Origin of the sequence: Pseudomonas sp. SJZ079, assembly GCF_007993865.1 — a bacterium.
Taxonomy (GTDB): Bacteria; Pseudomonadota; Gammaproteobacteria; order Pseudomonadales; family Pseudomonadaceae; genus Aquipseudomonas.
The window spans coordinates 25120-48380 of record NZ_VIUH01000013.1 but is presented as its reverse complement, the minus strand read 5'-3'; the positions used below and the strand labels follow the sequence as shown (position 1 = coordinate 48380).

General features: G+C 64.9%; 26 protein-coding genes and 1 riboswitch. Of the genes, 3 read left to right on the top strand and 23 right to left on the bottom strand.

Annotated features, from left to right (window positions below):
• Positions 1-174: 174 nt before the first annotated feature.
• The 16 genes from argE to btuB all read right to left on the bottom strand — a co-directional run bounded on the left by argE (position 175) and on the right by btuB (position 15908).
• Positions 175-1332: an acetylornithine deacetylase gene (argE, locus tag FBY03_RS13345; protein WP_147172864.1), complete on the bottom strand. Its 1158-nt coding sequence runs from the start codon at positions 1330-1332 to the stop codon at positions 175-177.
• A gap of 74 nt (positions 1333-1406) precedes the next feature.
• Positions 1407-2081 carry a DUF1028 domain-containing protein gene (locus FBY03_RS13340; protein WP_147172863.1) on the bottom strand — a complete coding sequence of 225 codons (675 nt, stop codon included), beginning with the start codon at positions 2079-2081 and terminating at the stop codon, positions 1407-1409.
• 123 nt (positions 2082-2204) lie between these two features.
• The gene (locus tag FBY03_RS13335) at positions 2205-2615 is read right to left on the bottom strand and encodes a RidA family protein (RefSeq protein WP_147172862.1); all 411 of its coding nucleotides are present in this window, start codon (positions 2613-2615) and stop codon (positions 2205-2207) included.
• Positions 2615-4006, bottom strand: a complete 1392-nt coding sequence (locus FBY03_RS13330; protein ID WP_147172861.1) for an NAD(P)/FAD-dependent oxidoreductase — start codon at positions 4004-4006, stop codon at positions 2615-2617. The genes FBY03_RS13335 and FBY03_RS13330 overlap by 1 nt, the downstream gene beginning before the upstream one ends.
• Positions 4007-4360: 354 nt before the next feature.
• Positions 4361-5086, bottom strand: coding sequence for an adenosylcobinamide-GDP ribazoletransferase (locus FBY03_RS13325; RefSeq protein ID WP_147172860.1), 726 nt, complete (start codon positions 5084-5086; stop codon positions 4361-4363).
• On the bottom strand, positions 5083-5658 hold the full coding sequence (gene cobC / locus FBY03_RS13320; protein WP_147172859.1) for an alpha-ribazole phosphatase family protein: 576 nt from the start codon (positions 5656-5658) through the stop codon (positions 5083-5085). Before cobC ends, FBY03_RS13325 begins: the two co-directional genes overlap by 4 nt.
• Positions 5655-6710, bottom strand: a complete 1056-nt coding sequence (cobT, locus tag FBY03_RS13315; RefSeq protein ID WP_147172858.1) for a nicotinate-nucleotide--dimethylbenzimidazole phosphoribosyltransferase — start codon at positions 6708-6710, stop codon at positions 5655-5657. Before cobT ends, cobC begins: the two co-directional genes overlap by 4 nt.
• A 167-nt stretch (positions 6711-6877) precedes the next feature.
• Complete coding sequence (gene cobU, locus FBY03_RS13310) at positions 6878-7399, bottom strand: bifunctional adenosylcobinamide kinase/adenosylcobinamide-phosphate guanylyltransferase (protein ID WP_147172857.1); 522 nt, start codon at positions 7397-7399, stop codon at positions 6878-6880.
• Between the two features lie 111 nt (positions 7400-7510).
• Entirely contained in the window at positions 7511-8959 is a 1449-nt protein-coding gene (locus FBY03_RS13305; RefSeq protein WP_147172856.1) for a cobyric acid synthase, read from the bottom strand.
• Positions 8956-9948 carry a threonine-phosphate decarboxylase CobD gene (gene cobD, locus FBY03_RS13300; RefSeq protein WP_147172855.1) on the bottom strand — a complete coding sequence of 331 codons (993 nt, stop codon included), beginning with the start codon at positions 9946-9948 and terminating at the stop codon, positions 8956-8958. Before cobD ends, FBY03_RS13305 begins: the two co-directional genes overlap by 4 nt.
• Complete coding sequence (gene cbiB / locus FBY03_RS13295) at positions 9941-10849, bottom strand: adenosylcobinamide-phosphate synthase CbiB (RefSeq protein WP_147172854.1); 909 nt, start codon at positions 10847-10849, stop codon at positions 9941-9943. The genes cobD and cbiB overlap by 8 nt, the downstream gene beginning before the upstream one ends.
• A gap of 25 nt (positions 10850-10874) precedes the next feature.
• A complete protein-coding gene (gene bluB, locus FBY03_RS13290; protein WP_147172853.1) occupies positions 10875-11534 on the bottom strand; it encodes a 5,6-dimethylbenzimidazole synthase in 660 nt (219 codons plus the stop codon).
• Complete coding sequence (locus FBY03_RS13285; RefSeq protein WP_147172852.1) at positions 11531-12823, bottom strand: cobyrinate a,c-diamide synthase; 1293 nt, start codon at positions 12821-12823, stop codon at positions 11531-11533. Before FBY03_RS13285 ends, bluB begins: the two co-directional genes overlap by 4 nt.
• Positions 12823-13434: a cob(I)yrinic acid a,c-diamide adenosyltransferase gene (gene cobO / locus FBY03_RS13280; protein WP_147172851.1), complete on the bottom strand. Its 612-nt coding sequence runs from the start codon at positions 13432-13434 to the stop codon at positions 12823-12825. Before cobO ends, FBY03_RS13285 begins: the two co-directional genes overlap by 1 nt.
• A complete protein-coding gene (locus FBY03_RS13275; RefSeq protein WP_147172850.1) occupies positions 13434-14006 on the bottom strand; it encodes a hypothetical protein in 573 nt (190 codons plus the stop codon). Before FBY03_RS13275 ends, cobO begins: the two co-directional genes overlap by 1 nt.
• 54 nt (positions 14007-14060) lie before the next feature.
• Complete coding sequence (gene btuB, locus FBY03_RS13270; protein WP_147172849.1) at positions 14061-15908, bottom strand: TonB-dependent vitamin B12 receptor; 1848 nt, start codon at positions 15906-15908, stop codon at positions 14061-14063.
• 122 nt (positions 15909-16030) lie between these two features.
• Positions 16031-16259, bottom strand: a riboswitch (cobalamin riboswitch).
• Between the two features lie 159 nt (positions 16260-16418).
• On the opposite strand from btuB, the gene FBY03_RS13265 reads away from it, so the two are divergent.
• The gene (locus FBY03_RS13265; protein ID WP_147172848.1) at positions 16419-16766 is read left to right on the top strand and encodes a GFA family protein; all 348 of its coding nucleotides are present in this window, start codon (positions 16419-16421) and stop codon (positions 16764-16766) included.
• Positions 16767-16784: 18 nt separating this feature from the next.
• Here the strand turns inward: FBY03_RS13265 and FBY03_RS13260 are convergent, their stop codons facing one another.
• From FBY03_RS13260 to ttcA, 7 genes are all read right to left on the bottom strand, one after another.
• The gene (locus FBY03_RS13260; RefSeq protein WP_147172847.1) at positions 16785-17105 is read right to left on the bottom strand and encodes a hypothetical protein; all 321 of its coding nucleotides are present in this window, start codon (positions 17103-17105) and stop codon (positions 16785-16787) included.
• A gap of 107 nt (positions 17106-17212) precedes the next feature.
• The gene (locus FBY03_RS13255) at positions 17213-17875 is read right to left on the bottom strand and encodes an O-methyltransferase (protein WP_147172846.1); all 663 of its coding nucleotides are present in this window, start codon (positions 17873-17875) and stop codon (positions 17213-17215) included.
• Positions 17876-17969: 94 nt separating this feature from the next.
• Positions 17970-18488 (bottom strand): C40 family peptidase, encoded by a 519-nt coding sequence (locus FBY03_RS13250; protein WP_147172845.1) that lies wholly within the window; start codon positions 18486-18488, stop codon positions 17970-17972.
• 82 nt (positions 18489-18570) lie between these two features.
• Complete coding sequence (locus FBY03_RS13245) at positions 18571-19179, bottom strand: C40 family peptidase (RefSeq protein ID WP_147172844.1); 609 nt, start codon at positions 19177-19179, stop codon at positions 18571-18573.
• 75 nt (positions 19180-19254) lie between these two features.
• Entirely contained in the window at positions 19255-20013 is a 759-nt protein-coding gene (locus tag FBY03_RS13240) for an NAD-dependent deacylase (protein ID WP_147172843.1), read from the bottom strand.
• 139 nt (positions 20014-20152) lie between these two features.
• Entirely contained in the window at positions 20153-20824 is a 672-nt protein-coding gene (locus tag FBY03_RS13235; RefSeq protein ID WP_147172842.1) for a DNA-3-methyladenine glycosylase I, read from the bottom strand.
• A 51-nt stretch (positions 20825-20875) separates the two neighbouring features.
• On the bottom strand, positions 20876-21700 hold the full coding sequence (gene ttcA, locus FBY03_RS13230; protein ID WP_147172928.1) for a tRNA 2-thiocytidine(32) synthetase TtcA: 825 nt from the start codon (positions 21698-21700) through the stop codon (positions 20876-20878).
• A gap of 98 nt (positions 21701-21798) precedes the next feature.
• On the opposite strand from ttcA, the gene FBY03_RS13225 reads away from it, so the two are divergent.
• The gene (locus FBY03_RS13225) at positions 21799-22395 is read left to right on the top strand and encodes a DNA-J related domain-containing protein (RefSeq protein WP_147172841.1); all 597 of its coding nucleotides are present in this window, start codon (positions 21799-21801) and stop codon (positions 22393-22395) included.
• Positions 22396-22562: 167 nt separating this feature from the next.
• A complete protein-coding gene (locus tag FBY03_RS13220; protein ID WP_147172840.1) occupies positions 22563-23162 on the top strand; it encodes a Yip1 family protein in 600 nt (199 codons plus the stop codon).
• Positions 23163-23261 lie beyond the last annotated feature (99 nt).

The window sequence follows — 23261 nt, the reverse complement described above, 5'->3', positions numbered from 1 at the left end:
TGGCTCAGTTCGGTCAGGAGCGGGCCATCTATACCGGGTCGACTCCAGCCATTCCTATTGATCAAGAGCAGCGCCAATCAGTACCACTCGCAGATAGTCCCCTCGCCCAGCGCTCGTCGCCCATAGGCAAAGAACGCCACTCGGCGATGACGCGGGTCAGGGTCCAAGGGGGAATCAGACGCCGCGCTGCAACCATTCCGTCAAACGCTCGAGCATGAGATCACAGCCGTCGAGCTGTTCCTGGCTGACGAACTCGTCGGGCTTGTGCCCCTGGTCCATGCTGCCGGGGCCGCAGACCACGGTGGGAATGCCGGCTTGATGGAACAGGCCGCCCTCGGTGCCGAAGGCCACGGTGCCGAATTCGCGACTGCCGCTGATCAGCGCCAGCAGCTGCGCCACTTCGCTGTGTGGGTCGGTGGCCAGGCCCGGGTAGGCCGACAAGGGCTGAAAGGCGATGGCGGTTTCGGCGCTGAGCGCACGCATCGCTGGCAACAGCTGGCTTTCGGCGTAGCCGGCCAACTGCTCGGCTACCTGCTGGGCATCGAAGTCCGGCAGGGCACGCACCTCGAAGTCGAACTGGCACTCGGCCGGGACTATGTTCAGTGCCCTGCCCCCCTGAATCACGCCGGCCTGCACGGTGGTGAATGGCGGATCGAAGCGTCGGTCGTGCAGCTCCACGCGCGCCAACTGCTCGCCTATCTCGCCCAATTTGCCAATCAGGCGCGCCGCGTATTCGATGGCATTGACCCCCTGGGGCGCATAAGCCGAGTGGCAGGCGGCACCCTGCACCCGGCAGCGCATGGCCAGCTTGCCCTTGTGACCGAGTACCGGCTTCAGCTCGGTGGGTTCGCCGATGATGCAGGCGATGGGCCTGTGCGGTCGCCGCTCGAGTTCAGCCAGCAAGGAGCGTACGCCCAGGCAGCCGACCTCCTCGTCGTAGGAGAAGGCCAGGAGCACCGGCACGCGCAACGGCTGGGCGAGAAAGCGCGGCACGGCGGCCAACACGCAGGCGATATAGCCCTTCATGTCGGCGCTGCCACGCCCGTACAACTTGCCGTCACGCTCGGTCAGCTGGAATGGCTCGACCGTCCAGGCCTGCCCTGCCACCGGCACCACGTCGGTATGGCCGGACAACACCACCCCGCCTCTATCATCAGGGCCGATGGTGGCGAACAGGTTGGCCTTGCTGCGCTCGGCGTTGTAATCCAGCTCGCACGCCACCCCCAGCCCCTTGAGGTGGTCGTGGATGAACTCGATCAACGCCAGGTTGGACTCGCGGCTGACGGTGTTGAAGGCAATCAGCTTGGCCAGCAGGTCACGGCTGGTGGGCATGGGGGGCTCCTTGTGGATGAAGCAACAGGGCTGACGGGTAGCGCTGCGCTCAACCCATCCTACGGTTCGACTGCCTACTCGTTGCCCGGCACGCCGTAGCTGGGGGCGGCGGTCGGATTCAGGGCGCGGGTCAGGTAGTCCTGCATCTGCGGGCGGTAGGCCTGCCACAGCTGGTCGAGTCGGCCGATCGGGTCTTCATCTGCCCAGTCCACCCGCAGGTCGACGATCGGCCAGATCAGCTCGCCGACCACCGAGAGCGCCGCCGAATGCACCGGCCCGGCTTCGCCACCCGCGGCCACGGCGGCATGCATGGCGGCCAGCAGGCGCTCGGGCAAACTGCCCTCGGCCTGCTCGAAAGCAGCCACCATGGCCGCGATGACCTCAGTCCCGGCCAACAGATTGCCGGCGGCCACGCAGTGCTCGCCGGCCAGCGCGTTGCTGATGCCCAGCGACTGAGCACCGCTGAACAGGGCGCTGCGCCCCTGGCTGTCGATCACCGCAACCTGGCGGTACTGACTCCAGCCATTGCTGCTCAGCGCTTTATCCAGCGCGGCGGCTGGCTCCTGCCCGGCATCCAGCAGGTCGAGGATCTGCGGGCCAAGCGCCGGCAGGGTAATGTTCTGCGTGGCTACCGCACCGACCCCTGCGCGCAGCCAGGGGCAGCGCGCGCCCACGGCAATACTCGAAGAGCTGATGGCGATGCCCAACTGGCCGGTTTCGGCGCAGTGGCCGACTATGGAGAACGTCATAAAACCTCCCTAAACAAAAATCCTGACAGCGTCACGAGCGACGCTCAGGCCAGGCGAGGGCCGTCACTGCATATGAGCATTTTGAGACGGCCCTCAACGCAGCCTGAGCGAACGCAGTAGCTTTCAATCGGGAATCACGGCGATCACGTCGATCTCCATCAGCCACTGCGGCTGACCGAGGGCACTGACCACCAGACCGGTGGAAATCGGGAATACCCCTTTCAACCATTTGCCGACTTCCTGGTAGACCGGCTCGCGGTAGCGCGGGTCGATCAGGTAGGTGGTGGTCTTGACGATATGACTGAGGTCGCTGCCGGCCTCCTCGAGCAGTTGCTTGACGTTCTTCATCGCCTGCTCGGCCTGCGCGCGCGGGTCGCCGAGACCGACCAGGCGGCCCTCGAAGTCGGTGCCGACCTGACCGCGCACATACACGGTATTGCCGGCGCGTACCGCCTGGCACAAATCGTTGTCCAGGCTCTGATTGGGGTAGGTTTGTTTAGTGTTGAACATGCGGATGCGGGTATGAGTAGGCATCAACTGACTCCCATCAAGCTGGCTTTCTGGACGTGTGAATTGGGGTTTTGGGTATCAGGCCTTGCCTGTCGATCAGCTTCGGCCTGGCGTTGCGCGGCATCCCGATAGGCGAGATAGGTGCGCTGTTTAACGATGTGGTCGGCAATATGCTTGGCATCGTGCCAAACGCCCCAGATGAAGCTGGATCCACGGCGCGACAACCACGGCAGGCCGACGAAATAAACGCCTGGCTCGCTGGAAACACCGCGCTGATGCTTCGGCTTGCCGCTCTCGTCGAAGGCCTTGACCTGCAGCCAGCTGTAATCGACCCCAAAGCCGGTTGCCCAGACGATCGAGGTAACCCCGGCCTCGGCCAGATTGAGCTCAAGGATGGGATTGCTTACACATTGCGGCTCAGGGTAGCTATTGCGGGCCTCTGGCTCAGGCGGAAGGTCGAGACCGTTGCGCTCGATATAGGCGTCAGCTGCATCCAGCAACGCCCGATAATTCTCATCACCACGAGCCAGGTTGTCTGCAAGGTCCTCTTGAAAGGTCACTACACCGTCATTGAACGATTTCGTCAGGCCAACCAGCATCATCCCCTGCTGAGCAAGACGGCGGAAATCAACTGTTTGACCACCATTAGCCCCGCTAACGGCAATGGTGACATGCTCCTTGCCCGGCTTGGCAATCTCCGCATCCCACTCGCCCAACACCCCCAGCCACCAGCAAAAGTCACGGTTGCGATAGGCCCGCGGAGGACGGTCGTGGGCGCCAACGGAGAGGTAAACCTGCTTGCCGGCACGCTGCAGCTCATCGGCGATCTGCGCGCCCGACGATCCGGCGCCAACCACCAGAACCGCACCCTCTGGCAGCTGCTGTGGATTGCGATAGTCAGCCGAGTGGAGCTGCGTGATTTGGTTATCTTCGGGCGCGATCGGCGGGATGACAGGACGCTGGAACGGGCCGGTTGCGACCACCACCTGATTGGTCTCGATCACACCCGCAGAGGTTTCGACCGTGAAGCCCGGGCGGCCAGCATTGCGTACCACCTTCTGCACCTCCACACCGGTGCGGATGGGGGCGTTGAACTTCTTGGCATAGGCTTCGAAGTAATCCGCCACCTGCTCTTTCGCGGCAAAGGCGTCGGGGTCGAGACCCTCGAACTCCAGCCCCGGGAAGCGGTCGTGCCAGGCCGGACCGTTGGCAACCAACGAATCCCAGCGCCCGGTGCGCCAGGCTTCGGCGATGCGCTTGCGCTCCAGCACCAAGTGAGGCACGCCGAGTTTGCTCAGGTGTTCGCTCATGGCCACGCCGGCCTGACCGGCGCCAATAACCAGGGTATCTATTTGTATTTTTTCAGTTGTCATGCCTGTGTCCTTCTGCAAGGCGCTCTGATTCAGGTCGTTCATGGCTGCCGCCTCTGATTCCGATCATTGCCGCTCTACTGTTGCGGCTACCTGTGGGGTGTTGGCCGCATTCTGTTCGGAGCCAGGGATTTGCGAAATTATGATTTTTGTAGTCGCTGGCTAGGAAAAAGCTGCCCGCACGCAAACGCACGGCCCGCATGGCAGAAGGATTGGGATATGGGTTGTTCAGCTTCAGGCGCGACAAACTAGGGTGTTTCGCGAACGCGACGGCGCTTGCAGAACTGCGGGCTCGGCCCGGATGAAAAACCTACTGAGGGATCACCCCTAGCTGCGATCTTTCAGTAGGTTCGGCTCTTCCGCGTGTTGTGGCCGCAGCCTACCCAGGCCACAGGTCGCTCACAGCACCAGAGCCACCAGCACCGCGCACTCCACCAACTCCAGCATGGCGCCTACGGTATCGCCGGTGGTGCCGCCAAGCCGTTGCAGCATCAGCTGGCGCAGCCAGGCGAACAGCAGTCCGGCCACCAGCAGCGCCAGCACGCCGGCCCAGCCGAACAGCAGCAACGCCGCGATATGGGCTGCCAACAGCCAGGGCAGTTGCTGGCGCGGCAGGTGTTCGGCCAACGCCTGACCCAGGCCGCCGGCACGCACATAAGGGGTGGTGAGGAACAGCAACGGCACCAACCCGCGCGCCAGCCAGGGCACCAATAACAGCAGCGCGCCCTCGCCCGCCTGCAGCAGCGCCACCAGCGCGGCGAACTTGAGCAGCAACACCAGCACCAGCACCACCACGGCAATAGGTCCGCTGCGCGGGTCTTTCATTATTTCAAGGGTGCGCTGCTCGTCGCCGAAGCCGCCGACCCAGGCATCGGCCGTATCGGCCAAGCCATCCAGGTGCAGGCCGCCGGTGATACCCACCCAGACCGCCAGCAGCAGCGCCGCTTGCAACAGCAACGGCGCGCCGTCGAGCAGCTGCTGCAGGGCGAGCAACAGCAGGCCGAGCAGCAGCCCCACCACGGGGTACCAGAGCAGCGAACGGCCGACCTGCTGCGCTGCCGGCATCCCCGGCAGGCTGATGGGCAGGCGGGTGAGAAACTGCAGGGCGATCAGCAGCGGCGTCATGCCAGCTCCAGCAACTGGCCGTCCGCCTCAACCCGCAGGCGAAAACGTTCGGCGTGAGCGACCTGCACCTGCAGCAATTCGGCGCGCGGCAACCCCCGCGCCCGCGCCAGCAGCAGGCGCATGACCCCGCCATGAGTGATCAGCAGCACGCGCTCACCGGCATGCCGCTCCTGCAGGCGCTGCACGGCGCTCAACACCCGCGCTTCGAAGGCCAGCAGCGGCTCGCCTTCGGGCGGGGTGAAGGCGTAGGGATCGGCCCAGAATCGCCCGAGCGCTTCGGCGTCGGTCTGCATCAAATCGGCCGCACTGCGCCCCTCCCAGGCGCCGAAGTGCAGCTCCTGCAGGTCGGGCTCCAGGCGCAACGGCAAACCGTGCTGCCCGGCCAGTTCCTCGGCGAAGCGCGCGCAACGATGCAGCGGCGAACTGATCACGCGGTCCCATGACCCGGCTGCGAGCACCGAGCCACGCAACTGCGTCCAGCCCTGCGCAGTCAAGGCATCGTCGAGGCTGCCGCGCAGGCCGCCACCCAGCTCGGTTTCGCCGTGGCGCAGCAGTTCCAGGTGCAGGCTCATGCCGGACGCTCGGCGACGGCCGCCTCGGCGAAGGTGGCCATCTCGTTATGCAGCCGGCACGCCAGCTGCAACACTGGCACCGCCAGGGCCGCGCCACTGCCCTCGCCCAGGCGCAGGCCCAGCTGCAACAGCGGCTCGGCCGCCAAGGCCTGGAGCACCAACTGGTGGCCCGGCTCGGCGCCCTGATGGGCGAACAGCAGCCACTCCCGGCAGCTCGGGTTGAGACGCACTGCGGTCAACGCCGCAACGCTGCAGATAAAGCCGTCGACCAGCGCGGGCAGCCCCTGCTGAGCACAGGCCAGGTAGGCACCGACCAGGGCGGCGATCTCGAATCCGCCGAGGCGCTCCAGCGCCAGCAAGGGGTCATGCAGCACGGCGCTGTGCAGGGCCAGGGCGCGCTCGATTACAGCCGCCTTGTGCGCCACGCCGGCGGCATCCAGCCCGGTGCCGGGGCCGACCAGGGCGGTCGCCGACTGGTTCAACAGGGCGCAGGCCAGGGCGCTGGCTGCGGTGGTGTTGCCGATGCCCATTTCGCCGCCGATAAACAGCTGGCTTGCGGCCTGCCGGGCGCGCAGCACGCTGTCGCGCCCAGCCTGCAGGGCCACGCAGGCCTGCTGCGGGCTCATCGCCGGACCACGGGCAAGGTTCTGCGTGCCGGCGCCGATCTGCAGCATGCGCACACCCGGCAGCGGCGGCGTGGGCAGCGCGGTGCCGAGGTCGATCACCTCCAGGCTGGCGCCCAGTTGCCGCGCCAGCACGCTGATCGCCGCGCCGCCGTTGACGAAATTGCTGAGCATCTGCCCGGTGACGGCCTGCGGGAAGGCCGACACGCCCTCGGCGACCACGCCATGGTCAGCGGCGAAGATGCTGATCCATAGCCGCCCGATGCTCGGCCGCTCACGGCCTTGCAGGCCGGCCAGCTGGATCGCCAGTTGCTCCAGCTGACCGAGCGAGCCGGCCGGCTTGGTCAGTTGCTGCTGACGCGCCACGGCCTTGGCCTGCATCTGCTGATCCACCGGCTTGGCACCGGCCAGCCACCACGGGTGTTTCATAGCCCCTCTCCCTTCAGTCACGCTTGTCAGTTAGGGTCCCTGAGGCGATTAAGCCCAGCAACGAACCCGTAGGAGCCAGCTTGCTGGCGATGTTTTTGCGTAAGCCTGGATCGCCAGCAAGCTGGCTCCTACAAAGGCTGAACGATAGGTTTGCCAACACAGCTGCCTCATAGTGCCTCTCCCTTCAACACCATCGGCAGCCCCGCCACGGTGAAGATCACCCGCTGGCAACGCTCGGCCAGGGCCTGATGCAGCCAGCCGGCTTCGTCGACATAGCGGCGGGTCAGTTCACCCAGCGGCACCACACCCAGGCCGGTCTCGTTACTCACCAGAATGATCCGCCCCGGCAGCTCGTCCAGACACGCCAACAGCGCCTCGCGCTCGGCGCTCAGACGCGCCGGGTCGTCCAGCATCAGCAGGTTGGTCAGCCACAGGGTCAGGCAGTCGACCAGCAGGCAACGCTCCGCCGCCGCGTGCTCACGCAGCACCCGTGCCAGCTCGAGCGGTTCTTCCAGCAGCCCCCAATGTGCCGGACGACGCTCGCGGTGGTGCTGAATGCGCGCAGACATCTCGCCATCCAGCGCCTGGCTGGTGGCGATGTAGGTCACCGGTAAACCACTGTCGGCGGCCCGTTGTTCGGCCAGGCGGCTCTTGCCGGAACGGGCACCGCCGAGGATCAGTTCATGCATGTCGATAACCTTTTCAATCCATTGGATGGCGGAGGCCGTGTGGGAGGGGCTTTAGCCGCGAAACGCTTCATTCCGCTATTTCGCGGCTAAAGCCCCTCCAACGAACGCAGCTCACAGGCCGCACAGCTGGCGCAGCCGGTCGGTATCCAGATGCGCCTCGACCATATCGGCCAGGCGTTCGATATCGCGTTCGCGCAGGGCGTGGTAATCCACCGCCTGCACCTCGCGCAGCCCGGCCCAGCGCAGCAGTGCGGCGCAGGCCGGACTCGACTCGAACAGACCGTGCAGGTAGGTGCCGAGTATCTGGCCATCGGCGCTGACGCCACCATCGGCGCGGCCATCGTCCAGACGCACGGCAGCATTCAAGCCCTCGCCCGTGCTGACGCCGGCGTGGATTTCATAACCGCTGACTTCGGCATTCTCCAGGCACAGACGGCCACGCACATTACGCAGCTGCTTGTGCGCCTCCAGCACGGTAGCGAACGCCAACAGGCCCAGGCCTGAGCTGCTGCCGGCCGGCCCTTCCTGACCATGGGGATCGTCGATCAACTGGCCGAGCATCTGCAGGCCGCCGCAGATGCCCAATAACTTGCCGCCGTAGCGCAGGTGCTTGTCGATAGCCGTATCCCAGCCCTGCTCACGCAGAAAGGCCAGGTCGGCGCGCACGCTCTTCGAGCCGGGCAGAATGATCAGGTCGGCAGGCGGTATCGCCTGGCCGGGGCCGACGAAGCACAGCTCGACCTGCGGGTGCAGGCGCAGGGGGTCGAAGTCGGTGTGGTTGCTGATGCGCGGCAGCACCGGCACCACCACCTTGAGCGTCTCGGCAGCCTTGACGGTCTGCCGGGTATCGATGGCGTCCTCGGCTTCCAGGTGAAAATCCATCAGGTAGGGCAGCACGCCGAGTACCGGCTTGCCGGTGCGCTGCTCCAGCCAGTCCAGGCCCGATTGCAGCAGGGCGATGTCACCGCGAAACCTGTTGATCACGAAGCCTTTGACCCGTGCCTGTTCCGATGGGCTGAGCAAGTCGAGTGTGCCGATCAGGTGGGCGAACACCCCGCCCTTGTCGATATCGGCGATCAGGATCACCGGGCAGTCCACCGCCTCGGCGAAGCCCATGTTGGCAATGTCCCCTGCCCTGAGGTTGATCTCCGCCGGCGAGCCGGCGCCCTCCACCATCACCACCGGATAGGCGGCGGTCAGGCGTCGGTGCGATTCCAGCACCGCGTTCATCGCCACCTTCTTGTAGTCGTGGTAGGCCAGCGCATCCATGCTGGTCAGGGCGCGGCCATGGATGATCACCTGGGCGCCGATGTCACTGTTGGGCTTGAGCAGCACCGGGTTCATGTCGCTGTGCGGCGCCAACCCGGCGGCCTGGGCCTGTACCGCCTGGGCCCGGCCGATCTCGCCGCCGTCTGCAGTGACAGCGGAGTTGAGCGCCATGTTCTGCGGTTTAAACGGCACCACCGCCACGCCCTGGCGCTTGAGCCAGCGGCACAGCGCGGTCACCAGGGTGCTTTTGCCGGCGTCGGAAGTGGTGCCTTGCACCATCAAGGTACTCATTTCGATTGCTCCATAAAGAGTCGTAGCGCGTGCTCCAGCCGCAGCCAATCCGGTTGGTCGGCGGGCAGGCCGAAGCGCAGGCTGGGCGGGCTGGCGAACAGCCGGGTGAGGATGCCCTGGCCGGCGAGAAACTCATGCAGCGCGGCCGCCTGCGGGATGGCCAGCCACTGGAACAGCGCACAGCCGCCAGTCGGCGCCAGGTCATGGCGCTGCAATAGCGTGCTCAGCCGTTCGCCATCGGCCAGCAGGCGCTGGCGCTGCGCCTGCTGGCCGGAGCCATCGTGCAACAGCGCCGTGGCCAGCGCCCGAGCCGGGCCGCTGACTGTCCAAGGGCCGAGCAGTTGGTTGAGCCGATTCAGGAGCCGCTGCTCGGCCAGGACGAAGCCCAGACGAATCCCCGCCAGGCCGAAGAACTTACCGAACGAGCGCAGCACGATCAGCCCCGGCAGCTCGCTATGCCCCGCCAGACTGTGCTGTGGCGTGCAGTCGATAAACGCCTCGTCGACCAGCAGCCAGCCATCACGCGCGGCCAGCTGGGCATGCCAGGCCAGCAACTGCTCGGAGGCGAAACGCTGTCCGCTCGGGTTGTTCGGATTGATCAGCAACAGCACATCCAGCTGCGCCAGGCTGGCGTCGATACTCGCCGCGTCGATCTCGTGCAGCGTATGACCCTCGCGCCGCCAGGCCGCCGCATGTTCGGCGTAGGCCGGCGACAGGATGCCGACCCGCGAGCGGCTGCGCAGGCGCGGCAACGCCTGGATCGCCGCCTGCGAACCGGCTACCGGCAACAAGGCAGGCACGCCGTAATAGTCGCGCGCGGCGGCCTCCAGGCCATCGTCCGACTCCGGCAGTCGCGTCCAGGCCGTAAGCGGAATAACCGGCAGCGGCCAAGCGTAAGGCGCAATGCCGGTGGACAGATCCAGCCAGTCGTCCAGGGCGATGCCATAGCGTTTTGCCGCCGCACGCAGCCGGCCGCCATGCTCAAGCACCGAACAGCCCCCACAGCAGTAACAACGCCAGCCATAGCAGCACACCGCCGTACACCAGATTCAGCGCTCGCTCGATATCCCGCGCCTGGGCGGACGGGCCTTCGCCCAGCTGCGGGCGTTGATGCAGTTCGCCGTGATACTCCGCCGCGCCGCCCAGGCTGACGCCCAGGGCACCGGCGCCGGCTGCCATCACCGGGCCGGCGTTGGGGCTGTCCCAGTGCGGCGCCTGGCGCTGCCAACAGCGTAGCGCCAGCGCAGTGTTGCCGAGCAGCGCATAGGTCAGGGCCACCAGGCGTGCGGGGACATAGTTGAGCCCATCGTCGATCTTCGCCGCGGCCCAGCCGAAGCGTTCGAAGCGTGGATTGCGATAGCCCCACATGGCGTCCAGGGTATTGCTCAGGCGATACAGCACCACGCCCGGCGCGCCGGCGACGAGGAACCAGAACAGCGCGGCGAACACCGCGTCCGAACCGTTTTCCAGCACCGACTCGCTGCCGGCACGGGCCACGCCGCTGGCATCCAGGGCGGCGGTGTTGCGGCTGACCATATAGCCGACCCGCTCACGCGCCAGTTTCAGGTCGCCCAGGCGCAGGGCCTGGGCCACTGGCAGCGCATGTTCGCCGAGGCTCTTCAGGCCGAGGGCGGCATACAGGGCGAGGATTTCCACCGCCCAGCCAAACGCCGATACCTGCGCCAGCAACCCGACCAGCAAGGTCAGCGGCAACACCGCCAGGCACCAGGCGGTGACGCCATGGCTACGCCAGCCGCGCCCGGCCGGGTTTAAGCGTTGTTCGATGCGTTCGGCCAGCCGACCGAAGGCCACCAGCGGGTGCCAGCCCTTGGGCTCGCCCAGAACCGCATCCAGGCTGACACCTGCCAGGGTGCTGAGTAACAGGCTCATGGACGAACCTGCCAACGGCCGCTTGCTACTCTGTGCACGCCTTGACTCCCCATTGATCCTGAAATACCAGCTCGCTCAGCGCCCGCGGCTCGGCCCAGCCTTGCTGCACCAGCATCGGCGCGTCGTAGAAGGCCGCCACCGGCCCCAGACAGAGCACAGCCAGCGGCTTGCTGCCAGGCGGCATGCCGAGCAGCTCGGCCAGCGCTTGCGGCTCGAACAAGGACACCCAGCCCAGGCCCAGGCCCTCGGCGCGCGCGGCCAGCCAGAGATTCTGAATGGCGCAGGCCATCGACGCCAGGTCCATTTCCGGCAGGGTACGGCGACCGAAGACATGAGCCTCGCGGCCCTCCATCAGGGCCACCACCAGCAGCTCCGCGCAGTCGCGGATGCCCTCGACCTTGAGCCGCATGAAGTCGTCGCTGCGCTCGCCCAAGGACTCGGCGGTGCGCACGCGCTCCTCTTCCACCAAGCCGTGGATCGCTTCGCGCAATGACGGGCGAGCGATGCGGATGAAGCGCCAAGGTTGCATCAGACCGACGCTGGGCGCCCGGTGCGCCGCCTCCAGCAGGCGCGCCAACAGCTCCGGCGCCACCTCGCCGCCACTGAAGTGACGCATGTCGCGGCGCTCGGCGATGGCGCGATAGACCGCCGCACGCTCCTCGGCGCTGAAGGCCTGCACGTTCATGGCTTGAACAATTGCGCCGCCGCCACAGGAGCGGACGGCAGATAGAAGTGGATGTAGCTGGCCGTCAGCCGGCCCAGACGGTAGACCACCTCGGCGGTGCGCTTGTAGTTCGGGCACTCGCCGCGCGCCAGGGGTACCAGTTCACTGGTCAAGGCCGAGTGATGGTAGCTATGCCCGCGCAGGCGTCCGTGTGGCAACGCCACTTCCTGCAGGGCCAGGGCGGTCAGCCGTGGCTGCAGGGTCGCCTCGCCCTGCAACAAGCCGAGCATCTGCCCGCTGATCCCGGCCTTGTCGGTCAATTTGTCGAGCAGATAGAGCATGCCGCCACATTCGGCATGGATCGGCTTGCCGGCGGCGTGGTGGGCGCGAATCGCCTGCGCCATGGCCTGGTTGGCTTCGAGCTGCGCCAGGTGCAACTCGGGATAACCGCCAGGCAGATACAGACTGTCGACCTCGGGCAACTGGCTGTCGGCCAGCGGCGAGAAGAACCGCAGCTCGGCGCCCAGCTCGCGCAGCAGATCCAGGTTGGCCTGGTAGAGGAAGGCGAAGGCACTGTCGCGGGCTACGCCGATGCGCACGCCGGCCAGCAGCGGCTCGAGGTTGCGCGGTTCGGGCGCGGCGAACTCGACCGCAGGTGGTAGGGCCACGTCGGCGCTGGCGGCCAGGGCGTCGGCGGCAGCCTCTAGGCGCGCATCCAGATCGGCCAGTTCCTCGGCCTGCACCAGGCCCAAGTGACGACTGGGCAGCTCGACCGCGGCGCTGCGCGGCAAGGCGCCGTACCAGCGAATCGACGCGGGCAGCGCATCGCGCAGAATCTCGCCATGCCGTGCGCTACCGACCTTGTTGCCGAGTACCCCGGAGAACGGCAGGTCCGCCTGGAAGGTCGCCAGGCCATGGGCCAGGGCGCCGAAGGTCTGGGCCATGGCCGAGCCGTCGATGACCGCCAGCACCGGCACGCCGAACCGCCGCGCCAAGTCGGCCGCCGAGGGCGTGCCGTCGAACAGGCCCATCACCCCCTCGATCAAGATCAGATCGGCCTCACCCGCCGCCTGCCAGAGCAAGCGCCGGCTCTCGGCCTCACCGACCATCCACAGGTCCAGCTGGTACACCGGCGCGCCGCTGGCGCGGGCGAGGATCATCGGGTCGAGAAAATCCGGCCCGCACTTGAACACCCGCACCCGCTTGCCCTGCCGGGTATGCAGCCGCGCCAGGGCGGCGGTGACCGTGGTCTTGCCCTGGCCTGAGGCCGGCGCGGCGATCAATAGCGCCGGGCAGCTTCTCGCGCGCATCAGAACTCAACACCTTTCTGTGCTTTGACGCCGGCCTTGAACGCATGCTTGACCAGGCTCATCTCGGTGACGGTGTCCGCCGCCTCGATCATCCCCGGCAAGGCGCCACGCCCGGTCACCACCACGTGCTGCAGCAGTGGCCGCGCCTCGATGTCGGCGAGTACCGCGTCGAGTTCCAGGTAGCCGTACTTCAGGGCGATATTCAGCTCATCCAGCACCACCAGGCCGATGGCCGGGTCGTTGAGCAGCTGGGCCGCAACCACCCAGGCCTCACGGGCCTTGTCGATGTCGCGCTGGCGATCCTGGGTTTCCCAGGTGAAGCCTTCGCCCATCACGTGGTAGCTGACTTCCTCGGGAAAGCGGCGGAAGAAGCTCTCTTCCCCGGTGCTGGCGGCGCCCTTGATGAATTGCACCACGCCGACCTTGATGCCATGACCGAGGGCGCGGGCGACCATGCCGAAGGCCGAGCTGCTCTTGCCCTTGCCGTTGCCGCTGTGCACCAGCAGCAGGCCGTACTCGTCCTGGGCCTGGGCGATTTTCTCGTCGATCAGCGCCTTCTTGCGCGCCATGCGCGCCTTGTGTCGAGCATCGCGTTCTGCCGACTCGCTCATCACTTGACCTCGCTCTGCTGGCGCACACCGGAAGCTGCGCGGGCGCCGACATAGAGCACCACCGCCAGGCCGAGATACAGCGCCAGGTTGCCCAGGTAGCGCGGGTAATACGCGCCGATGCGCTCGACCAGCAGCGCCAGGCTAGGTTCCAGATAACGCCCGGAGAAGAACAGGAAACCGCCACCGGAAAACAGGTAGGCGACAAAGGCAGCGATCGACGCAACGGCCGCCAGCAACAGCAGGCTGCTGAGCTGATCACGGTGCCAGCCGGCATACAGGCGACCCGCCAACCACAAGGAGCCATAGGCCGGCACCAGCATCCAGTAGGCCGGCGACAGGCACCAGTCACTCACCCCGGACCACTGCATCGCGCCGAAATCCAGCAAGGAAGCCTCGACGAACAATGCCGGGAACAGCCAGCGCGGGGCGAGCAACACACCCGCGAGGAAGAACACCGCCCAGGACGCGCTCGGCAGGTTGAGCGAGCCGAAGTGATGGCCACGGGTCATGGCCAGCAGCGCCGCCAGGGCGATAGCGACCAGCAGTTGGTGACGCGGTGAGAGTTGCAACATGGAGTTCTCCTTGATTGAGCGCAGGCAGGCGATCGGCCCTGCCTGCGCAGTGTTTTACAACGCCTGATAGCGCACCGTGAAATACAGCGCCTGCCCCGGCTGGTTGTAGCCCTGGGCAGTCTCGTAATCGGCGTCGAGCAGGTTGGCGACGCGGGTTTGCAGACGCCATTCGGGGTTGATGCGGTATTCGCCGCGCAGGTCCAGGGTGGCGAAACCGGACAGTTCCTTGGTGTTGGCCAGGTCGTCGAAGCGTTGACCCTCGGCATGCAGGCTGGCACCGACGCTGAAATCGCCGAGGTGGCGATCCAGATCCAGGTTGAACAGCTGCTTGGCACGCCGCGCCAGTTCGTTGCCGTCGTTCGGCCCCGAAGAACGGTTCTCCGGCTCCAGCAGCGTGTAGTTGGCGTTCCAGTCCCAGCCGAGCAGCTGGCTGCCGAGCACCAGTTCGACCCCACGAATGCGCGCTTCGTCGACGTTGGCCGGGGCCATGATGCTGGAGTCATAGGCGATCAGGTCGTCGATCACAGTGCGGAAGGCGTTGACCGACCAGTGACCCCAGGCGTGCTGACCGGCCAGACCGACTTCCAGGCTGCGCGAGGTTTCCGCGTCCAGCTCCGGGTTGCCGTAGCCGGGGTAGTACAGCTCGTTGAAGGTCGGTGCCTTGAACGCCGTGCCGTAGCTGATGATCGCGCGCAGCTCATCGCTGAGGGCGTAGCCGTAGCCGATGTTGCCGGTATCGTGCTGGCCGAACTGCTGGTTATCGTCGTGGCGCAGCGACAGTTGCCAGTCGTGCCGGCCGACTTCGCCGAGGTACTGGGCGAAGGTCCCGCTATTGTCCCGCGAATTTTCGGCGTAATCGGTAGTGCCGTTGACCTCGTCGTGCTGGTAGTCGACGCCCAGGGTCAGGGTATGCCCGGGCGCCAGGCTCAGGTCGTTCTGCCAGCTGGCGCTGTCGCGGCGGCTGTCGAAGCGCGAGTAGAAGGCGCCATCCTGAAAGGCATCTGACTTGTCCTCGCTGCGGCCGACTTGCAGGGTCACCAGCCAGGGCTCCAGCGGGGTGAAACGCGCGCGGGTGCTGAACACCCTGGACTCGCCATCGGCATTGGCGTGAAAGCCGCTGGTGCGCCTGCGATTGACCTGGTCGAAATCGTTGTGCGACTTGGCCTGCAGCAGATTGGCGTCCAGCTCCAGGCCGTTGTCGAAGCGGTAGCCGGCGCTGAGCGCGGCCGACAGGTTACGGTAGCCGTCGGCATCGTCTTCATAACCGCTGCTGCCCACCGACTTGACGTTGATGCCATCGGTATCGGCGCTGCTGAGGCCCAGGCTGTACCAGCCTTTGCCGTCGCCGCCGGCAATACCCGCGCTGCCGTTGTAGCTGTCATGGGTGCCGACACCTGCGGAGAAGAACGGTTTGGCGCCCGTGCCATTGCCCTTGCGGGTGAAAATCTGGATCACCCCACCGATGGCTTCCGAGCCATACAGGCTGGAACGCGGACCACGCACCACCTCGATGCGCTCGATCAGCTCCAGCGGCAGATCCTGTAACGCTGCGCCACCGCTGCTGACCGAGCCGATCTTGATGCCATCGATCAGCACCAGCACGTGGTCGGATTCGCTGCCGCGCATGAATAGCGAGGTGTTCTTGCCCGGCCCGCCGTTGTTGGCGAAGGACACGCCCGGCACTTTCTTCAGCAGCTCGGGCACCGAGGTGGCCTGGCTCAGCTCGATCTGCGCGCGGTCGAATACCGTCACCGCCGCCAGACTCTGCTGAGCGGTTTGCACGGTGCGGGTGGCGGTCACCAGCTGATCGTTCAGTCGGGCGGGTTCGGCTGCGTGAGCCTGGGAAATACTGCTAACACCACACAGCAGGGCCGCTGCCGGCGTCAAAAGGGACTTACTCATCTTGTCTGTATGCTCCGTCGCTCTCACCCGGGCGACTTAGGCTGGGAAAGGCATACGGAGAACAAGGGACGCATGGAACCGCAGCAACGGCGCAGCCCACACGCCAGACAACGCCCTCCGCGATGCCATGGACTGCAGCAGGCCGGTCTCCGGGCTTACGAGCTGCGCTCTGATGATCAGAACGCCACCCAACGCACCTTCCCATGCTGACGCACAGTGGCTTTAAGCGTTTGGTGTGACTCGTCTACCGTTGCGGGGGCAGCGTCGGAATGGTTTGGCGTATGCACGCGAAACGCACCGACTTCCCTGTTTCACCCCTCTAGCCCTAGGACCTGTTCACGAGCTTGCGAGCTAGAGCGCAGCAGATCGTGGACAGGCGCCAAGGCTGGGGGCACCTGAAGCAAGCCGCGCAGGGTAGAGACACGCAGGCCGGGCGTCAATCGATAGGCGCACTCCAAGGGAAAAGCGGGTCTAATCTGTCAGTTCGGGCAAACCAGCGGAGATAGCGCAATGAAATACCGAGGCAGCTGCCACTGTGGCCGAGTGGCCTTCGAAGTCGAAGGTGAAATCGACGGCGCGATGTCGTGCAACTGCTCAATGTGCCAGCGCAAGGGTTCGCTGCTGTGGTTCGTACCGCGCGAGCAACTCAAGCTGCTGACCCCAGAGAGCGACACCGCCACCTACCTGTTCAACAAACACCTGATTCAGCACCGTTTCTGCCCTACCTGCGGCATTCACCCCTATGGCGAGGGAAGCGACCCCAAAGGCCAGCGCATGGCGGCAATCAATATCCGCTGCCTGGAGGACCTCGATCTGACCAGCATCCCCGTCACTCACTTCGACGGGCGGGCGCTTTGACCCAGACAGACCGCGGCCTCATGGCCTGGGCATAAAGCCCGGCGGCTTGCTCGCCAGCCAGGCGACGAAGCTGCGCAGGCGTTCATCAGCCAGCAGGGCCTCGCGGTGGTTGTAGCTCAGGGCCAGTTCCTTCTCGCTGAACAGCCGATGGATCTGGTTGTGACAGGCGCGGCAGACCCACAGGGTGGCCGTGATCCGCTCGCTCTTGGCATAGCGCTTTTGCACGTAGGGTTTATCGTGCAGGGCCTTGGGAATCAGGTGATGGCGAGTCAACGCCACGCGGCGGGCGCAGAGTTCGCAGGCATCGGGCTGGGGCGGCAGGCGGATAGCTTCGGGCATGGCGGCAAGACAGTGGCTAGGTTTCTGGTAGCCCGGATGCAATCCGGGGAATGGCTTAACCGGTGATAACGCTCCCGGAGTGCATCCGGGCTACGCCATTATGCGCTTCAGCGCTTGCGGCACAGCGTCAAGCCATCGCCCAGGGGCAACAGCGACAAGTCGATGCGCGCATCGTCATGCAGCGCACGATTGAGCACCTGAATGGCACAGGTGTCGGCGCTGTCCGGGTTCGGCTCCAGCACGCGGCCACTCCACAGGGTGTTGTCGAACAGGATCAGGCCGCCCTGGCGCACCAGCCTGAGCGCTCGCTCGAAGTAAGCCGGGTAATTGGCCTTGTCGGCATCGATAAAGATCAGATCGAAACGTCCGCCCCGCCCTTCGGCTTCCAGCGCGGCGAGGGTTTCCAGGGCCGGGGCCAGACGCTGCTCGATACGCTCAGCCAGCCCCGCCTCGCGCCAGTAACGCTCGGCCGTGGCGTTGTAGTCGCCCGGAATGTCGCAGCAGATCAGCCGGCCGTCGGCCGGCATGGCCGAGGCCATGCAGATCGCGCTGTAGCCGGTGAAGGTGCCGACTTCGACGATGCGCCTGGCCCCGCTCAACTGCACCAGCAGCGCCATGAACTGCCCCTGCTCCGGGGCGATCTGCCAGCGGGCGTTGACCAACTGTGCGGTCTCATCGCGCAGACGCCTGAGCAGCGGCGTTTCACGCAAGGACACATCGAGCAGGTAGTGGTACAGCGCGTCATCGAGATTGAGGGTGCGATTGGTCATATCGGCTCCGCGTGCAAGCAGTTAACGGGGCAGCACCAATCTGGACTAGAGCGAAGCGAACCCCCCGCAACCCATCGCCCGACAAGGTCGAGGATTATGGATTGTGCGCCAACTCGTCACTGAATACCCGCTTGGCATCCAGGTAGGTGCGTTGCCAATAATTATTGCTCAAGCTGTCCAGGCGCACGGTGCCGCCGCTGGATGGCGCATGCACGAAACGTCCGTTGCCGACATAGATGCCGGCGTGACTGACCGTGCGCCCGCCGCTGGTGGCGAAGAACAACAGATCACCGCTCTGCAACGCATTGCGGCCAACAGTCGGCGCACGCAAGGCGATCAACTCGCGGGTCGATCGCGGCAGGCTGATGCCGGCGGCGTCACGGTAGACGTAACCGATCAGGCCACTGCAATCGAAACCACCGGCCGGGGTATTACCGCCGTAGCGGTAGGGCGTGCCGACCAGGCCGAGGGCGCGAAACAGCACATCCTCGGCATTACCGTGGACGTTAGTCGCGGAAAACGGGATGGACGCTTGCGGAGTCGGTGCGCGGCCGGCGCAAGCAGTCAGCAGCGCGACGAGAAGCAGCAGGACGAGGCGGGTCGTAACGGGCATGAGCGAGGCGATCCTGTGCCTGGATGCGCCCTACTCTGCCGTTTCAAGGCACAAGGCGCAACCCTGGGGCTGCGCCAGAGGCTCAGGGATGACGCTCGAGGGACTCGCTCGGCGCCAGGGCCAAGGCGCGCTTGGCCTCGATAAAGGTGCGGCTCCAGTAGCGGTCATCCAGACTGTCGACCCGCACACCGCTGCTGCGGCTGGCGGAATGGATGAACTGATCGTCGCCCAGGTAGATGCCGGCATGGCTGACCCGGCCGCGGCCATTGGTGGCGAAGAACAGCAGATCGCCCGGCTCCAGCTCTTCGCGCTCAACCAGCGGTGCATCGATTTTGATCATTTCGCGGGTGGAGCGCGGCAGCTGCAGGCCGGCTTCTTCCTTGAACAGATAACCGATGAAGCCGCTGCAATCGAAGCCCGAGTTCACCGAACTGCCGCCGTAACGGTAACGGGTACCAACCAGCGACAGACCATGAGTCAGGATGCTGTCGGCCAGCTGAGGCAGCTCATAGGCTTTGTCATCGGTGATATCGGCAATTTCTTCTGCAGTCAGTTCTGCGTGGGATGAGGCGGTTGCAGCGCGCGAGGGATGCGCAGACGCGCCCATTGGCGATTGCGGTGTATGGCTCGCACAAGCGGCGAGAACCAGGGTGAGTGCGAGAGGCACGAGGGGTGCGAAGCGCTTAAGCATGGGCACAGCCGTGTCGAAGTTCTAATAAGGCCGCGACTATGCCTTTTGGCCGCACTATTTGCAATTTCTATCGCGCTAAATGTGACCCAGTAGTTCCGGCAACACATCTAAGGCCCGGCCTTGCAGGTGCAGGCTCACTGTATCGCTCAGGTCGGTCCGGGTCGGGTTGACCTCGACCGTCAGGCCGCCTGCCTGCCGTGTCCGCAGGATCGGCTCGACGATATAGGGGAAGCTGGCCGTGGTGCCGACGCTGAGGACCACCTCGAAGCCCTTAGCCAGTTCGGCGTAAAGGCTGTCGATGGCCGACTCGGGGAGCATTTCCTCGAACAGCACCACCGGTGGGCGCAGAATGCCGCCGCACTGTCGGCACTTCGGCGGCAGCGGCCGGCTCAGGTGCTCGGTCAGTTGCGGGTCCTCGGCGCCGCAGGACTGGCAATACAGCGGCGCCAACTCGCCGTGAATCTCGATCAAGCGCTCGGGCGGACTGCCGGCGGCGCGGTGGTAACCGTCGATATTCTGGGTCAATACCCAGCACTGCGGTTTGCGCCGCTGCAAGGCGGCAATCGCCACGTGGCCGGCATTGGCCCGGGCGCCGAGACAGGCCTTGCCCAGTTCGGCCAGGTACTTCCAGCACAGTGCCGGATCGCGCTGCAGCATGGGTCCGGACAGCGCGACCTCGATCGGCAGGCCTTCGGCGGTGCGACCGTTGTACAGACCACCCAGGCCACGGTAGGTCGGCAGACCGGAATCGGCGGACAGCCCGGCGCCGGTGATGATCAGGATGCGTTCGGCCGCCGCGATGGCCTGGGCGACACGCTTGATCTGTTGTTCCATCGCGACCTCCGGTGCTTAGTGAGTAGAGGGCTTCACGCCAGCAACATGAGGAAGTTTCTTGCGCGACTTCCTGGATGACAGCTTTTGTGCGTGGCGTAACCCAGCCGCGGCTGCGCGAACACAGCCTACAGCCGCAACCTCAATGATTGACGGTATGCGCCAGCATCACCGAGAGCTGACACAACGGCCGGCCACTCTGCGCATGCCACTGATTGAACGCCGCCTGCACCGCCGCACGATCCCGTTGGCTGGTCGGCAGTTTGTCGACGATGCCCTGCGCCTTGAGCGCGGCGACCATGTCGTCACTGGGGATAAAGGTGTCCTTACCGACCATGCGCAGCAAGCGCGGCGCCGACAGGCCACCCAGTTGAGCGCCGTGCTTGGCCAGGTATTTCCACAAGCCGACTATGTCGGTCACCGGCCAGTCGGCGATCAAGGCGCCGAAGCTGCCCTTCTCCCTGGCCACATCCAGCACGAACTGGGCGTTGCGCGGCACGCTCTTGAGCTTGCCCAGGTGGCGGATCAGGCGAGCATCCTGCATCAGGTTCTCCAGGCGCTCGCCACCCATCAACACCACTTTTTCCGGGTCGAAACCGAAGAACGCCTGCTCGAAGGCCGGCCACTTGGCGTCTACCAAGCTGTGTTTCAGGCCGGCGCGGAAGATCCGCAAACTGATCAGCGACAGATAGCGGTCGTCGCTCAGCTGACGTAGTGCCTCGGCCGAACTGGGCTGCGGCAGCCGCGCCTCGAGAGCCTCGACCGAGCCGAAGCGGTTCAGGCAATACTCGTGCAGCCAGTTGTAGTCACGCATCGGGCAATCCTTGATCCGGAAAAACGCTGGGTAGCGCTGCGCTCACCCAGCCTACAGGTTCATCACGTTGACGAAACGCGGCGTGGCGCTGTCATCGATCTTCAGGCTGGCAAAGTCGAACAGGTTGCGGTCGGCCAGTTGCGAGGGCACTACGTTCTGCAGGGCGCGGAACATGATCTCGGTACGCCCCGGCGTCTTGCGCTCCCATTCCTGGAGCATGTCCTTGACCACCTGGCGCTGCAGATTCTCCTGCGAGCCGCAGAGGTTGCAAGGGATGATCGGAAAGCCCTTGAGCGTGGAATAGGCCTCGATATCGGCCTCGTTGCAGTAGGCCAGCGGGCGGATCACCACATTGCGGCCGTCGTCGGCGCGTAGCTTGGGCGGCATGGCTTTCAGCGTGCCGCCGTAGAACATGTTGAGGAAGAAGGTTTCCAGAATGTCGTCGCGATGATGACCGAGGGCCATCTTGGTCGCACCGATCTCGTCGGCGAAGGTGTACAGGGTGCCACGGCGCAGGCGCGAGCACAGCGAGCAGGTGGTCTTGCCTTCCGGGATCTTCTCCTTGACCACCGAGTAGGTGTCCTTCTCGACGATGTGATAAGGCACGCCGATGGATTCCAGGTAGGCCGGCAGCACGTGCTCGGGGAAGCCCGGCTGTTTCTGGTCCATGTTCACCGCAACGATCTCGAACTTGATCGGCGCGACCTTCTGCAGGTGCAGCAGCACGTCGAGCATGGTGTAGCTGTCCTTGCCGCCGGACAGGCAGACCATGACCTTGTCACCGTCCTCAATCATGTTGAAGTCGGCAATGGCTTCGCCGGCCTGGCGGCGCAGGCGTTTTTGCAGTTTGTTCTGGTTGACCGAGAGGGTACCCATGGTGCGCTGGAATCCGGAGGAGTTGCGGAAACCGGATATTTTACGCAGAAAGCGCAGCACGACCCACCCCATTAATAGTGAAGTGCTAGGCTCGATGCATGAACGATGAACTCGACCCCAGCCTTGAGCTGGCCGACCAACTGCTGCAGTTGTTGCAAGCAGCCCCCACCGGGCTCAGCGAATACGAACTGATCCAGCAACTGAAGAGCGGCCACTCCACCCACATCCCCAACCTGCCGTTGCTCGACAAACTGGTGTTGTTTCGCACCCATTTTCTGGTGTTCAACGCGCTGTATCAGCTGCGTGAACAGCTGTGGGGCGAACAGTCCGGCTTTGTGCAGATCAACCCGCTGCGGGTCCAGCTGTTGCCCTATCAAGCCGGCAGCGCCGAGCTGGTCGAGCATGACCCGCTACGTGACTACTACCTGGACCTGAGCAACCTGCGCGACACCGATGAGGAGGATGTCGAGCAGTTGCTGGTCAGCTTCTGGAAGCGCATGCAGGGCGGCGCGGAGAAACAAGCGGCGCTGGAGTTGTTTGAACTGGACGCCAGCCGACAATCGCTCGACCTCAAGACCATCAAGCATCGCTATCGCCAACTGGTGAGCCAGCACCACCCGGATCGGGGTGGCAGCACCAGCCGCCTGCAAACGATCAACAAAGCGATGGAAATACTTGAGCGCTATTACAGCTGACCTTTAAAGATTAATTTGCTCTAACGCCACGCCCTACGCGGCCTTCAGTCCCTGCCTATACTGCGACATACGGTCGCATAGGTTCGGCCCGGCACCCGGTGGCGCTGCTTACGCGCGCCGGGCGCTCCGCTGGGGGGCGATCGCTATAACAAGAGGAGGTGTCTGGCATGATCCACCACGTTTGGGGGCTCTTCACCCATCCCGATCAGGAATGGCAGGAAATCCGTGGCGAAGAAGAATCTATCAGCCACATGTATCTCACCCACGTTCTCGTGCTCGCGGCTATCCCGGCAATCTCGGCTTTTATCGGCACCACCCAGGTCGGTTGGTCCATTGGCGACCGAGCGCCGGTGATGCTCACCGAAAGCAGCGCGATACAGATGACCATCATGTCCTACTTGGCGATGCTCGCCGGGGTCGCTGTGATGGGGGCCTTTATCCACTGGATGGCGCGCACCTACGACGCCAGCCCTAACCTGACCCGCTGCATCGTGTTCGCCGCCTACACCGCCACCCCGCTGTTCATCGGCGGCTTGGCGGCGCTCTACCCGGACCTCTGGCTGGCCATGGCGGTGGGCACGGTAGCCATCTGTTACACCGTTTACCTGCTCTACGTGGGCATACCAACCTTTATGAACATCCCTAAGGACGAAGGCTTCATGTTCTCCAGTTCGGTGTTGGCGGTCGGGCTGGTGGTACTGGTGGCGATGATCGCCAGCTCGGTGATTCTCTGGGGTATGGGGGTCGGCCCGGTGTATACCAGTTAAACGCTTACGCTCACCTGGAACCTCACACAACACGAAACCACCCACGGGTGGTTTCGTCGTTTGGGGGCTGTCGCTTGCTTCTGGCTTGGGCATAATTGC